General features: G+C 73.9%; 14 protein-coding genes. 8 read left to right on the top strand and 6 right to left on the bottom strand.

What is annotated here, in order from left to right:
* Positions 1-281: 281 nt before the first annotated feature.
* From rsgA to AC07A6_RS40115, 4 genes are all read right to left on the bottom strand, one after another.
* The gene (gene rsgA / locus AC07A6_RS40130; RefSeq protein ID WP_478780393.1) at positions 282-1,391 is read right to left on the bottom strand and encodes a ribosome small subunit-dependent GTPase A; all 1,110 of its coding nucleotides are present in this window, start codon (positions 1,389-1,391) and stop codon (positions 282-284) included.
* Between the two features lie 221 nt (positions 1,392-1,612).
* Positions 1,613-2,296 (bottom strand): response regulator, encoded by a 684-nt coding sequence (locus AC07A6_RS40125; RefSeq protein WP_478780392.1) that lies wholly within the window; start codon positions 2,294-2,296, stop codon positions 1,613-1,615.
* Positions 2,293-3,381 carry a sensor histidine kinase gene (locus AC07A6_RS40120; protein ID WP_478780391.1) on the bottom strand — a complete coding sequence of 363 codons (1,089 nt, stop codon included), beginning with the start codon at positions 3,379-3,381 and terminating at the stop codon, positions 2,293-2,295. The genes AC07A6_RS40125 and AC07A6_RS40120 overlap by 4 nt, the downstream gene beginning before the upstream one ends.
* A gap of 28 nt (positions 3,382-3,409) precedes the next feature.
* The gene (locus tag AC07A6_RS40115) at positions 3,410-3,874 is read right to left on the bottom strand and encodes a DUF1453 domain-containing protein (RefSeq protein ID WP_478780390.1); all 465 of its coding nucleotides are present in this window, start codon (positions 3,872-3,874) and stop codon (positions 3,410-3,412) included.
* A 147-nt stretch (positions 3,875-4,021) separates the two neighbouring features.
* On the opposite strand from AC07A6_RS40115, the gene AC07A6_RS40110 reads away from it, so the two are divergent.
* Positions 4,022-4,420: a VOC family protein gene (locus tag AC07A6_RS40110; protein ID WP_478780389.1), complete on the top strand. Its 399-nt coding sequence runs from the start codon at positions 4,022-4,024 to the stop codon at positions 4,418-4,420.
* Here the strand turns inward: AC07A6_RS40110 and AC07A6_RS40105 are convergent.
* Complete coding sequence (locus tag AC07A6_RS40105; protein ID WP_478780388.1) at positions 4,354-5,085, bottom strand: helix-turn-helix transcriptional regulator; 732 nt, start codon at positions 5,083-5,085, stop codon at positions 4,354-4,356. The genes AC07A6_RS40110 and AC07A6_RS40105 overlap by 67 nt on opposite strands.
* A 27-nt stretch (positions 5,086-5,112) precedes the next feature.
* Positions 5,113-6,237, bottom strand: a complete 1,125-nt coding sequence (locus tag AC07A6_RS40100; RefSeq protein ID WP_125815009.1) for a YihY/virulence factor BrkB family protein — start codon at positions 6,235-6,237, stop codon at positions 5,113-5,115.
* A 17-nt stretch (positions 6,238-6,254) separates the two neighbouring features.
* On the opposite strand from AC07A6_RS40100, the gene AC07A6_RS40095 reads away from it, so the two are divergent.
* The 7 genes from AC07A6_RS40095 to AC07A6_RS40065 all read left to right on the top strand — a co-directional run.
* Complete coding sequence (locus AC07A6_RS40095) at positions 6,255-7,898, top strand: acyl-CoA dehydrogenase family protein (protein WP_478780387.1); 1,644 nt, start codon at positions 6,255-6,257, stop codon at positions 7,896-7,898.
* A 413-nt stretch (positions 7,899-8,311) separates the two neighbouring features.
* The gene (locus AC07A6_RS40090; protein ID WP_362473844.1) at positions 8,312-9,577 is read left to right on the top strand and encodes a GAF domain-containing protein; all 1,266 of its coding nucleotides are present in this window, start codon (positions 8,312-8,314) and stop codon (positions 9,575-9,577) included.
* Between the two features lie 124 nt (positions 9,578-9,701).
* Positions 9,702-10,265 (top strand): GNAT family N-acetyltransferase, encoded by a 564-nt coding sequence (locus tag AC07A6_RS40085; RefSeq protein WP_362473841.1) that lies wholly within the window; start codon positions 9,702-9,704, stop codon positions 10,263-10,265.
* A gap of 657 nt (positions 10,266-10,922) precedes the next feature.
* Positions 10,923-11,006 (top strand): putative leader peptide, encoded by an 84-nt coding sequence (locus AC07A6_RS40080; protein WP_312847410.1) that lies wholly within the window; start codon positions 10,923-10,925, stop codon positions 11,004-11,006.
* Positions 11,007-11,225: 219 nt separating this feature from the next.
* Positions 11,226-12,932 (top strand): nitrite/sulfite reductase, encoded by a 1,707-nt coding sequence (locus tag AC07A6_RS40075; protein ID WP_362474855.1) that lies wholly within the window; start codon positions 11,226-11,228, stop codon positions 12,930-12,932.
* Complete coding sequence (locus AC07A6_RS40070) at positions 12,929-13,108, top strand: hypothetical protein (RefSeq protein WP_125815005.1); 180 nt, start codon at positions 12,929-12,931, stop codon at positions 13,106-13,108. Before AC07A6_RS40075 ends, AC07A6_RS40070 begins: the two co-directional genes overlap by 4 nt.
* Positions 13,105-13,492: phosphoadenosine phosphosulfate reductase domain-containing protein (locus AC07A6_RS40065; protein WP_386275796.1), on the top strand; the 388-nt coding region annotated here is incomplete at its 3' end. The genes AC07A6_RS40070 and AC07A6_RS40065, both read left to right, overlap by 4 nt.

Raw genomic sequence — 13,492 nt, 5'->3', positions numbered from 1 at the left:
GCCGCGCGGGCTGGATTTCGCGCAGCGAAATTCCAGCCCCGCCGGCGTTTGAGGCGCGGGGGTCTGGGGGCGGAGCCCCCAGGGGGTCCGGGGCGCAGCCCCGGGGAACGGGCGAAGGGCGGGTAGGGGACCAGCCCCGCGCAGCGGCACACCCCGCCCGGGTCAGGGCAGGCACCCGCGCCCGGCGCCGATCGGCTCGGCACCCGCACCCGGCCCGGCGGCCAGGCCAGGGCGACACGTCACCCCCGCCCCGGCCCGGGAGGAACCAAGGCCGACCGCGGCTAGCGGCCCCGCTTGGCCGCGTAGTTCGCGCGGCCCTCCGCCGACTTCAGGCGCCAGTCCCGCGCGAGCTCCGCCCGCAGCCGGGCGTCCGTCTTCGCGACGATCCGCTGGTTCTCGCGCAGCAGCTTGCGGTAGCTGTCCAGGCGGCGCTCCGGGAGCGCCCCCTCGGCCACCGCCGCCAGCACCGCGCAGCCCGGCTCCCGCTCGTGCGCGCAGTCGTGGAAGCGGCACTGTTCGGCGAACTCCTCGATCTCCGAGAAGACCTGTCCGACCCCCGCCTCCGCGTCGAAGAGGCCGACGCCGCGCAGTCCCGGGGTGTCGATGAGGACGCCCCCGCCCGGCAGGGCGAGGAGGTTGCGGGTGGTGGTGGTGTGGCGGCCCTTGCCGTCGATCTCGCGGGTCTCCTGGACGTCCATGACGTCCGCGCCGAGCAGCGCGTTCGCCAGCGTGGACTTGCCCGCACCGGAGACGCCGAGCAGCACGCTCGTGCCGTCGGCGACTACCGCGGCGAGCACGTCGGTGCCCTCCCCCGTGTGGGAGGAGACGGTGAGCACCTGTACGCCGGGGGCGGTGGTCTCCACGTCCTGGACCAGGTAGGCCAGGGCGGCCGGGTCCGGGACGAGGTCCGCCTTGGTCAGGACGACCAGCGGCTGTGCCCCCGACTCCCAGGCCAGCGCGAGGAACCGCTCGATGCGGCCGAGGTCGAGCTCGACGGCGAGCGAGACCGCGATGACGGCGTGGTCGACGTTGGCGGCGAGGATCTGCCCCTCGGAACGCTGCGAGCTGGTGGACCGTACGAAGGCGGTCCGGCGCGGCAGGTACGCCTTCACGTAGCGCGGGCTGCCGGTCGCGTCGACGGCGGCCCAGTCGCCCGTGCAGATGACCCGGAGCGGGTCGTGGGGGGTGACGAACGCGGTGTCGGCGCGGATCACGCCGTCCTCGGTCATCACGTCGCACTGACCGCGGTCGACCCGGACGACGCGGCCGGGGACGAGTCCCTGGGCGGCGTACGGGGCGAACTCGGCGGCCCAGGCCTCGTCCCAGCCGAAGGCGGCGAGGGAGGTGAGGGACCGGCACGGAGACGAGAAGGAAGAAGAAAGGGAAGTCAAGGGGGACCCTTCGAAGGGTGGCCCCGGCAGCGCCCGCTCGGCGGCGGTGCGGTGGTGTGAGGTCAGCCGGAGGCCACAGGGGTGGAAACGATGACGAACTCCTGAATGCGGGCAGTGCCCGTCTCCGTGACAGTCATCAATGTCCTCACCTCCTGCTTCCTGTTTCCGCTGTTGTCGTTCCTCCGGAACCCTAGCCCGCCGCGTCGGGCCGCACCACCGAATTAATCCGCGGCCGCGAGGCCGTTGCGGTAGGCGTAGCGGACGGCCTGGGCGCGGTCGCGGACGCCGGTCTTGGCGAAGAGGTTGTTGATGTGCGTCTTGACCGTGGACTCGCCGATGGTGAGCCGCCGGGCGATCTCGGAGTTGGAGTGCCCCGCAGCGATCAGGGTCAGCACTTCGCCCTCACGGGCCGTCAGGCCGTCGGGCAGGCCCGTGCGGTGGCCCTGCGGCGGTTCCACGGAGACGGCGGCGGCCACCAGGCGTTCCTGGGCCGCCTGCCCCAGGCTGGTCGCGCCGTCCCGTACGGCTGTGAGCGCGCGGGCGATCTCCTGCGCGTCGGCGTCCTTGGTGAGGTAGCCGCGGGCCCCGGCCCTGAGGGCGGCCAGCACGGATGCGTCGTCGCTGTACGTGGTGAGGACGACGACCCCGGTGCCGGGGTGGTTCCCGGTGATCCGCCGGGTGGCCTCGACCCCGTCCATGCGGGGCATGCGCAGGTCCATCAGCACCACGTCGGGGGCGTGCTCGGCGACGAGGCGGACCGCTTCGGCGCCGTCCGCGGCGGAGGCGACCACCTCGGTGCCGGGGAGCAGGCCGAGGAGGAGGACGAGTCCCTCGCGTACGACGGTCTGGTCGTCGGCCACGACGACGCGGATCGGGGTGGCGGCCGGGGGGTTGGTCTCGGTCACGGTGCCAGGGGTCCTTCCAGCCGGACGCGGAAGCCGGTGCCGTACGGTCCGGCGTCGAGGGCGGCTCCGATGAGTTCGGCCCGTTCGGTCATCCCGACGAGCCCGTACCCGCCCCCGGAGGCGGCGTGGGGGCCCGGGCCGGTGCCCCCGGTGTCGGTGACGCACAGCTCCCAGCGGTCCGCCGGGTAGGACAGGGTGACCAGCACGTCGGCCCCGGCGGCGTGCCGGCGGGCGTTGGTCAGGGCCTCCTGGGCGGTGCGGACGACGGCGAGGGCGGCCTCGGGCGGCAGCGGGCGCGGGCCGGGGGTGACGGTGAGGGTGCAGGCGGAGCCGGTCGTGCGGCGGTACTCCTCGGCCAGGCCGGCGAGCGCCTCCTGCGGGGCGGGGACGTCGCCGCGCAGCACGGCGACGGCCCGGCGGGTCTCCTCCAGGCCGCTCTTGGCGAGGGAGCGGGCCCGCTCGACGAGGGCGCCGGCTTCTTCGTGGCGTCCGGCGGCGAGGGTCAGGCGGGCGCTCTCCAGGTGGATGAGCTGGGCGGACAGGGAGTGCGCGAGGATGTCGTGGACCTCGCGGGCCACGTGGGCCCGCTCAGCCAGGACGGCCCGTTCGCGGTCGGACTCCTCGGCGGCGCGGCGGGCCCGGCCGGCGCGGACGTACGCGTACGTGCCGCAGAGGCCGACGACGTTCCACAGTTCGACGGGGTCGCGGTCCCGCAGCAGGGTGACGGCGGCGACGGCGGCCGTGCCGCAGCCGAGGAGGACGGCGCCGGCGGCGCTGCCGTGGCGGGCGGCGGCGAAACCGCAGGCGGCGAAGACGAGGACGACCCACGGCGTGCCGGGTGCCAGCAGCCCGGTCGCGCAGGCGGCGGCGAGCGCGGCCCCGAGGGCGGCGGCACCGGCCGGGGTGCGGTCGAGGGCGGTCAGCCCGAGGACGATCAGGCCCAGCCCGGCGATGCCGCAGGCGAGGGCGGCGGCGCCGGGCGGTGGTGCGAGCAGTCCGTGCAGGAACCAGCCGAGGAGCGCTACCTGCACGGCGACCCTGATGTGGGTGGTCGTGACCTGGGGCAACGGACGTGGGATCGGCATCCGACCCACTCTAGGGGCGGCGTGTGGGTCATGCGGGCAGCGGAACCCGGCGGACGCGGGCGGCCAGGACCAGGCCCTGGGCCAGGATCCAGGCGGCGAGGGTGAGCAGCAGCGCCCCGGTGTGCGGGGCCATGCCGCCGGCGTATCCGAGCAGGGCCAGGCCGGCGCGGGTGGCGAGGGAGAGCGCGAACAGCGCGAGGACGGCCTTGTTGCCCTTGGCCCAGGGGGTCCCGTCGGGCTCCCGCCACACGGTCATGGCGCGGCCCATCAGGAGGCCGAGCCCGAAGGCCACCCCGGTCTCGGCGGCGAGCAGCAGGACGCCGGCCACCGGATGCCGGGGCTCGGCCAGCCCGCCGCCGGCCACGGCGAAGAAGGCCAGCACGGCGGGCAGTATCCAGAGGCGCTCCGGCTCCTTGACGGGCCGCCCGGTGAACCGGCGGACCACGACGAGGACGATGACGAGGGCGGTGACGAGAAGGCGTGCGGCATCCATGCCCTCCACGCTAGGAGCGGGCGGGACGGCTGTGATCGGCGCCGGGGTGGATCCCGGGTGGAGTTCCCCTCTCCACCCTGGGGTGGAGCCGGCCCGATGTCCGTTTCCTTCAAGACCGCCGGGCGGCCGCGTGCCTAGCCTGCGGACATGACTCCACGACTCGACATGATCGGCCTGGTCGTCTCCGACATGGCCGCCTCGCTCGCCTTCTACCGCCGGCTCGGCCTGGACGTCCCGGCCGGTGCCGACGACCGGCCGCACGTCGAGGCCGTGCTGCCCGGCGGGCTGCGGATCGGCTGGGACACCGAGGAGACGATCCGGTCCTTCGACCCGTCCTGGACCCCGCAGCGCGGCGGGCAGCGCCGGGAGCTCGCTTTTCTGTGCGAGTCCCCCGCGGAGGTGGACGCGCTGTACGCGGAGCTGACGGGCGCCGGGTACGAAGGGCACCTGAAGCCCTGGGACGCCTTCTGGGGCCAGCGCTACGCGGTGGTGCTCGACCCGGACGGCTGCGGGGTGTCGCTGTTCGCGCCGACCGACGCCGTGTAGGCCCCGAGGGTGGTCCCGGCCAGTGCGCGCACCTCGCGGGCCAGGTGCGCCTGGTCGGCGTATCCGGCGGCGCAGGCCACCTCGGCCTGCGGCAGCCCGCGCCGGGCCAGGGCCAGCGCCCGCTGGAGGCGCAGCACCCGGCCCAGGGTGCGGGGGCCGTACCCGAAGGCGTCGAGGGAGCGCCGGTGCAGCTGGCGCTCGCCGAGGCCGACGGCCCGGGCGATCGCGGCGACCGGCTGCCCGGCGCGGAGCCGGGCCGTCACCTCGGCGGCGAGCGGGTCGGGCGGGCCGGCGGCGGCGAGGCGGGTCCGGGCCAGCTCTTCGAGGGCCGCGCACGGGTCCTCGTACGCGGCCGTGCGCCCGGTGAGGCGGCGCACCGCGGTGCCGGGCCACAGGTCGGCCAGCTCGACGCGCCGGTCGCGCAGTTCACGGGCCGGTACGCCGAGCAGCGCGGGTGCGGTGCCGGGGGCGAGGCGGATTCCGGCGAAGGCGCGGCCGGGGACCTCCCCGGCGGGGTGCGGGCCGGTGTCGGGGCCGGCGACCAGCAGCCGGCCGTCGGTCCAGAGCAGGTCCATGCACCCGTCGGGCAGCACCACCCCGCCGGGCCCCTCGGCCCGCCAGAGCACGGCTCCGGGCACGGCCCGGGACGGCGCTTCCTCGTACACACCGCCACCGTAGGCCGTGGCCGCCGGTCAGTGCTTGCGCAGGCGGGAGGTGTAGTCGTCGGGCGGCAGGAAGTTCGACCAGCGTTCGGGGAACTCCGAGGGCATCCCGGCGTCCTCGTCGTCCTCGGACTCCCCCTCGGCGAGGGCCCGCCAGGCGGCGGCGCGGGCGACGAGCTGGGCGGCCTCGGCCTCGCGGACCCGCTCGTTGGCCTCGCGGGCGGCGGCGGTGGCCACCGAGGGCCAGACCCGGTCGATCGCGGCGTTGACGGCGGCCCCGACGAGGACGGCGAAGGCCGAGATGCCGATCCACAGCAGGATCGCGACGGGCGCGGCCAGCGACCCGTAGATGGTCGGGCCCTCCACCGTGTTGGTCAGGTAGATCCGCAGCAGGAACGATCCGAGCACCCACATGGCGAGCGCGACGAGCGCGCCGGGCACGTCCTCGATCCACGGCGACCGGACGGGGACGGACACGTGGTAGAGCGTCGTCAGGAAGGCGATGGAGAGCAGGGTGACCACCGGCCAGTACAGGACGGCGATCACCTCGGTGCTCCAGGGCACCAGGCGGACGACGGCATCGGGTCCGACGACCATCAGCGGCAGCACGATCGCGCCGATCAGCAGGGCGATCACGTAGAGGAGGAAGGCGAGCAGCCGCGTCTTGACGATGCCCCGCTGCCCGTCGAGCCCGTACATGACGGTGATGGTGTCGATGAAGACGTTGACGGCGCGGGATCCGGACCACAGGGCGAAGGCGAAGCCGAGGGAGATCAGGTCGGGGCGGCCGCGGCTGGTGACGTCGTCGAGCATGGGTCTGGCGATGTCGTTGACGCCCCGGTCGGACAGGACGGTGCCGACCGCGCGCAGGATGTTCTCCTCGATGCTGGCCACGGACTGGGTGTTGGTCCAGCCGTCCACGTAGCCGAGCAGGCCGAGCAGGCCGAGGAAGAGCGGCGGCAGGGAGAGCAGGGTGAAGAAGGCGGCTTCGGCGGCGAGGCCGAGGATCCGGTACTCGATGCACGAGTTGACGGTGTCTTTGAGGAGCAGCCAGCCCATCTTGCGCTTGGAGACGTTGCGGTAGAGGGCGCGGGCCCGGTGGAGCCTTCCCGGGCGTACCGGGGTCCCCTCGGGTGTTTCTTTTGCTGGCTGCACGTCCTTACGGTATCCGCATGGCAGCCACCACCCACACAGTCAGCAACCAGGCCCCGCCGCTCGTCGGGTACGAGGTCTACCTCGGCGACCGCGCCCTCAGCGAGGGCGTGGAGCGGCACCTCGCCGACGCGGCCCCCGAACTCCGGGACGAGGTACGGGAGGAGCTCACCGGACTAGGGCGCGCCGCGGGTTCGGCGCAGGCCCAGCGGTGGGGCCGGGAGGCGAACGAGAACCCGCCGGTCCTGCGGACGCACGACCGCTACGGGAACCGGATCGACGAGGTGGAGTTCCATCCGTCGTGGCACCGGCTGCTCGGGCACGCGGTCGGCGCCGGGCTGACGGACGCCTGGGGCCGTCCGGCCGGGCACCTGCGGCGGGCGGCCGGCTTCTTCCTGTGGTCGCAGGCGGAGGCGGGGCACGGCTGCCCGGTCTCGATGACGCACGCGGCGGTGCCTGCGCTGCGGACCGATCCGCAGCTCGCGGCGGAGTGGGAGCCGCGCCTGACCTCGCACGTGTACGAGGAGGGACTGCGGCCGGCCGGGCAGAAGGCCGGGGTGCTCTTCGGGATGGGCATGACGGAGAAGCAGGGGGGCAGCGACGTACGGGCGAACACGACGGCGGCGGCTCCGCTGGACGCGTCCGGGGAGTACGTGCTGACCGGGCACAAGTGGTTCTGCTCGGCGCCGATGTCGGACGGGTTCCTGGTGCTGGCGCAGGCGCCGGGAGGGCTGACCTGCTTCCTCGTGCCGCGGGTGCTGCCGGACGGGACGCGGAACGCGTTCGCGATCCAGCGGCTGAAGGACAAGCTGGGCAACAAGTCGAACGCGTCGGGGGAGATCGAGTTCTCCGGGACGTGGGCGCGGCGGGTGGGTGAGGAGGGCCGGGGCGTGCGGACCATCATCGAGATGGTCGCGGCGACCCGGCTGGACTGCGTGATCGGTTCGGCCTCGCTGATGCGGCAGGCGCTGACGCAGGCCGTCCACCATGCGGAGCACCGCTCTGCTTTCGGAGCGCCGCTCATCGACCAGCCGCTGATGCGCAACGTCCTCGCGGACCTCGCCCTGGAGTCGGAGGCCGCCACCGCCCTCACGCTGCGCCTCGCGGCCGCGTACGACGCCGGCACCGACCAGGAGCGGGCCTTCCTGCGCCTCGCCGTGCCCGCCGCGAAGTACTGGGTGACCAAGCGGTGTACGCCGATGGTGGCGGAGGCACTGGAGTGTCTGGGCGGCAACGGCTACGTCGAGGAGTCCGGACTGCCGAGACTGCTGCGCGAATCCCCGGTGAACTCCATCTGGGAGGGCTCGGGCAACGTGCAGTCCCTGGACGTGCTGCGCGCGCTCCAGCGCGAACCCCAGGCCCTGAACGCGTTCCTCCAGGAGATCGGCCTGGCCAGGGGCGCCGACCACCGGCTGGACGCGGCGATCAAGAACCTGCTGACGGAGCTGGCCGACCTCGACGGGATCGAGGCCCGGGCCCGCCGGGTGGTGGAGCGGATGGCCCTGGTGCTTCAGGGCTCGCTGCTGGTCCGCTGGGCCCCGCCGGAGGTGGCGGACGCGTTCTGCGCGTCCCGGCTCGGCGGTGACTGGGGGGCGGCCTTCGGCACCCTGCCGCACGGTCTTGACCTGGCCGGAGTGGTGGCACGGGCGCGGATCGCGGGCTGACGGCGGTCCCCAGACCGCCGTGCTCCCCGGCCGCGGTGGTCCCCAAACCATTGCGCGGCCGGCGGAGCGGTCAGCGCCGGATCCGAGCCCGTGGAGGTGGGACCAGGGGTGGCGCCGCGCCGACTCGGCACCACCCCTGGTCCAAGAGCCCCGAGGAAGGAGCTGTCACGCCGCTCGGCGGCGTGCCGATAGTTTCGGTCGGGTGACCGGGGGTTGGCGAGGGTTGCATACCGTTGCAACCCTGCATTCCTTACGGCTCGGAATTCGCCCGCCGCATGTGCCCGGGAAGTACGCGAAGTACGCGCGTGCGCCACGGGGGGAGGCGGCTTGCGCAAGTACGTCCTGTTCAGCACGGGGAGGTTGTGGTGGCCAACACCGCAGGCAGCACGGTCGACGTGGCGCGCATCTCGGCCATGGACACGCGGGAGGCGACGCGCCTGCTGAAGGGGGTGCGGGCCGCGGCACTGGCCGGGGACCGCCCGCCGGCCGCTCCCCGCCCCGAGATCGCCGAATCCTGGCGGCGGATGCTCGCCGGCGGGGTGCACCCCGACCGGGACGCCCGCTCGCGGGTGCTGTCCGCCGCCGAGACGGAGGAGCGCCGGCAGGTCTCGCCGCTGCGGGAGCTCCTGCCGGTGCTGCGCGAGGGGCTGCTGCCCGCGCTGGACGAGGCCCTGCACATCATGGTCGTCGCCGACGCGGACGGGCGGCTGCTGTGGCGGGAGGGGCACCGGTCGATCCTGCGCAAGGCGGACCGGCTGGGCTTCGCGGTGGGGGCCGACTGGGACGAGGCCGTGGTCGGCACGAACGGGGTGGGCACCGCCCTGGTGACGCGGCGGCCGGTCCAGGTGTTCTCGGCGGAGCACTTCGTCTCCAGCCACCACGACTGGACCTGCGCGGGGGCGCCCGTGCACGACCCGCGGGACGGCCGGCTGCTGGGCGTGGTCGACGTCAGCGGCCCGCTGGCCACCATGCACCCGGCCACCCTGGCCTGGGTGAGCTCCGTGGCCCGGCTCGCCGAGCGGGAGCTGCGGGTGCGGCACCTGGAGTCCCTGGAGCGGCTGCGGGCCGTGGCGGCCCCGCTGCTGGCCCGGCTGCCCGGGCGCGCCGCGGTCGTGGACCCGCACGGCTGGACGGCGGCGGTGACGGGGCTGGCCCCCGCCGACCGGGTCGCCCTGCCGAAGGGGCTGGGCCCCGGCCCGGTGTGGGTCGCGCAGCTGGGCGACTGCGTGGCCGAGCCGCTGCCCGGCGGCTGGCTGCTGCGGCTGGCCGAGGCGCGGGGCGCCGCGCCGGCGGTGAGCCGGGTGGTGCTGGACCTGAGCCGGCCCCGGTCCTGGTCGGCGACCGTGTACGGGGCCGCGGGCAGCTGGTCCCAGGAGCTGAGCCCGCGCCACGCGGAGCTGCTGTTCCTGCTGGCGGAGACCCCGCGGGGGCGTTCGGCGGCGGAGCTGGCCGCCGAGCTGTTCGGGGACCCGACGCGGACGGTGACGGTCCGGGCCGAGCTGTCCCGGGTGCGCAGACACCTGGCCGGGGTGCTGACGCACCGGCCGTACCGCTTCGCGGAGGACGTGGAGGTGGAGCTGATCCGCCCGGCGGACCCGGGCCGGCTGCTGCCCCACTCCACCGCCCCGGCCGTCATCAGGGCCCGCCTGGGCCGCGGCGGGGCGCCCGTGGTTCCCTGAACGGCCACTGCGCCGCACTACGCGGAGGCCCTGGACACCGACCCCGTCCACTCGCCGGACCCGGACCGGCCGTCATCAGGGCCCGCCTGGGCCCCGGCGGGGCGCCCGTGGTTCCCTGAACGGCATGAGCACCATCACACTCACCACCTGGTCCCTGGAGATGACCTCCCCCTCGGACCTCGTCCCGGCGGCGATACCGGGCCCGGAGATCACCATCGCCCGCGCGGAAGTCCCGTCCCCGGAACTGAGCCGCTTCCTGTACGCCTCGGTGGGCGGTGACATCCACTGGACGGACCGGCTGTCGCTGACCCGCGCGCAGTGGGTGGAGCTGCTGGAGCGGCCGGGGGTGGAGACGTGGATCGCGTACGACCGCGGCACCCCGGCGGGCTACGTCGAGCTGGACCCGCAGCCCGACGGTGTGGTGGAGATCATGTACTTCGGCCTCCTGCCGGACTTCCGGGGCCGCCGCATCGGGGGCCACCTGCTGACGTTCGGCACGGCCCGGGCCTGGGACCTCGCGTCCCGCTGGCCGGACCGCGAGCCGACCCGTCGGGTGTGGGTCCACACGTGCAGCCAGGACGGCCCGACGGCGATGGACAACTACCAGCGGCGCGGCTTCAAGGTCTTCAGGACGGAAACGGAACCGAAGGAAGAAACCCCGACCCCTGGGCCGTGGCCCGGCGCGTAGCCCCTGGCCGGGGGGGTTGCGGTGACCGGCGTCACCCCGCCGGGCGGGGTCGCCACCCTTCGCCGGGTGCCCGGGCGGGGCCGGGTGCCGCTGCGCGGAGCCGTCCCCTACCCGCCCTTCCACCGTTCCCCGGGCGCTGCCCGGACCCGCGCCTCAAACGCCGGCGGGGCTGAAAGACCGGGGCTCCGCCCCGGACCCCGATACCGGGCGCTCCGCGCCCGGTGCGCTCAAACGCCGCGCGGGCTGGAATTTCGCTGCGCGAAATCCAGCCCCGCCGGCGCTCTCCGGCCCCGGCCGGCACATCTCAGCCTCGCCGGCGTTTGAGGCGCGGGGGTCTGGGGGCGGAGCCCCCAGGGGGGTCCGGGGCGCAGCCCCGGGGAACGGGCGAAGGGCGGGTAGGGGACCTCGCCCCGCGCAGCGGCCCACCCACCCGCAGACGAGCCACCTGCCCCCGCCCGCCCCCGTGGCCCCGCCCCAGGTCCGACGGACGGAGTCCGGCGCAGCGACGCGAAGCCGGGGAGGCGCCCCGGCGCCGAGCCGTGCGAGCGGCGCGTCAAAAAGGTGACCGGGGTCACGCGGTCTCATGATCCGGGACGAGTTCGTCCGGATCGTGGACAGTAGTGGACTCCTCCAATCGCCACATGCCACGCTTCGGCCATGAATGGAGCTGGAATTGCCTTGGTGAGTCGGCGGCACGTCGACCTCGGCCGCATGTCCAGCGCCATCTGTCCGGCGCGCTGACGGAACCAGCACCCGCCGCACATCGCCGCAGTCCCCGCCGCCGCGGACGCGTCGATCACCCGCAAGCCCCCTGAGGCCGAACGCCACCGCCCGCCTGTCGGCAACCCCGACACACGGGCGGAAATCGGCCACACCTGCTCAGAGACTCCAGCGTGACAGGGGCGCGCCGCCGCTCCCCCCTGCCCCCGTTTCGAGCCGTTGAAGAAGGACGTACCCGCCATGGCCGCCACCCCTGAAACGCCCGCAGCCGCCCCCGCAGCCGCAGCGCGCCGCAAGACCGGCCGTCACCGCGGCGAGGGGCAGTGGGCCGTCGGGCACCACACGCCCCTCAACGGCAACGAGCAGTTCAAGAAGGACGACGACGGTCTCAACGTGCGGACGCGCATTGAGACGATCTACTCCAAGACGGGCTTCGACTCGATCGACCCCAACGACCTGCGCGGCCGTATGCGCTGGTGGGGCCTCTACACCCAGCGCAAGCCCGGGATCGACGGCGGCAAGACCGCGATCCTGGAGCCGGAGGAGCTGGACGACAAGTACTTCATGCTGCGCGTCCGCATCGACGGCGGCCGGCTGACCACCGAGCAGCTCCGCGTGATCGGCGAGATCTCCGAGGAGTTCGCGCGGGGCACCGCCGACCTCACCGACCGCCAGAACGTGCAGTACCACTGGATCCGGATCGAGGACGTCCCCGAGATCTGGCGCCGCCTGGAGGCCGTCGGCCTGTCGACCACCGAGGCCTGCGGTGACACGCCCCGCGTCATCCTCGGTTCGCCCGTCGCCGGCATCGCCCAGGACGAGCTCATCGACGGCACGCCCGCCATCGAGGAGATCTACCGCCGCATCGTCGGCAACCCGGACTTCTCCAACCTGCCCCGCAAGTTCAAGTCCGCGATCTCCGGCTCGCCGCTGCTCGACGTGGCGCACGAGATCAACGACATCGCCTTCGTCGGCGTGAACCACCCCGAGCACGGTCCCGGCTTCGACGTCTGGGTCGGCGGCGGCCTGTCCACCAACCCCAAGCTGGGCGTCCGCCTCGGCACCTGGGTCTCCCTGGACGAGGTCCCCGACGTCTACGAGGGCGTCATCTCGATCTTCCGCGACTACGGCTACCGGCGCCTGCGCACCCGCGCCCGCCTGAAGTTCCTCGTCGCCGACTGGGGCGCGGCCAAGTTCCGCCAGGTCCTGGAGGACGAGTACCTGAAGCGCAAGCTGACCGACGGCCCCGCGCCCGAGCAGCCCAGCGGCCAGTGGCGCGACCACGTCGGCGTGCACCAGCAGCAGGACGGCAAGTTCTACGTCGGCTTCGCACCCCGCGTCGGCCGCGTGGACGGCGCCACCCTCACCAAGATCGCGGACATCGCCGAGCAGCACGGCTCCGGCCGCCTGCGGACCACCGCCGAGCAGAAGATGATCGTCCTCGACATCGAGGCCGACCAGCTCGACTCCGTCGTCGCCGCCCTGGAGGCGCTGGACCTGCGGGTCAAGCCGTCCCCGTTCCGCCGCGGCACGATGGCCTGCACCGGCATCGAGTTCTGCAAGCTGGCCATCGTCGAGACCAAGGCGCGCGGCGCCTCGCTGATCGACGAGCTGGAGCGCCGCCTGCCGGACTTCGCCGAGCCGATCACCATCAACATCAACGGCTGCCCGAACGCCTGCGCCCGTATCCAGGTGGCGGACATCGGTCTCAAGGGGCAGCTGGTCCTGGACGACGACGGCAACCAGGTGGAGGGCTACCAGGTCCACCTGGGCGGCGCCCTCGGCCTGGAGGCCGGCTTCGGCCGCAAGGTCCGCGGCCTCAAGGTCACCTCGGCCGGTCTGCCCGACTACGTCGAGCGGGTCGTCAAGCGCTTCGAGGAGGAGCGCGAGGACGGCGAGCGCTTCGCCGCCTGGGTCGGCCGCGCCAGCGACGCGAGCCTCTCATGAGCGAGCGCGCCGCACCGTTCTACTGCCCGTACTGCGGCGACGAGGACCTGTTTCCCCACGAGACGGGTCACGGCGCCTGGGAATGCAGGGCCTGCAACCGAGCCTTCCAGCTGAAGTACCTCGGGCTGCTGGCCCGGGGTGTTCAGTCCAACACCGCTGGAGGGGACGAGATATGACCACTACTCAAGACGTGAGTCTCAGAGAACTGGCCGAGCAGGCGGGCCGCGACCTGGAGGACGCCTCCGCGCTGGACATCCTGCGCTGGGCCGTCGACACCTTCGGGAAGAAGTTCTGCGTGACCTCCTCCATGGAGGACGCGGTCGTCGCCCACCTGGCCTCGCGCGTGGCGCCGGGTGTGGACGTGGTCTTCCTCGACACCGGGTACCACTTCGAGGAGACGATCGGCACCCGTGACGCCGTCGAGGCGGTGATGGACGTCAACGTCATCACGCTGACCCCGCGCCAGTCGGTCGCCGAGCAGGACGCCGAGTACGGGCCGAAGCTCCACGACCGCGACCCGGACCTGTGCTGCAAGCTGCGCAAGGTCAAGCCCCTCGAAG

It is taken from the genome of Streptomyces sp. NPDC044002 (assembly GCF_056434525.1).
The sequence above is the reverse complement of the archived record's forward strand: the minus strand, read 5'-3'. Positions and strand labels throughout refer to the sequence as shown.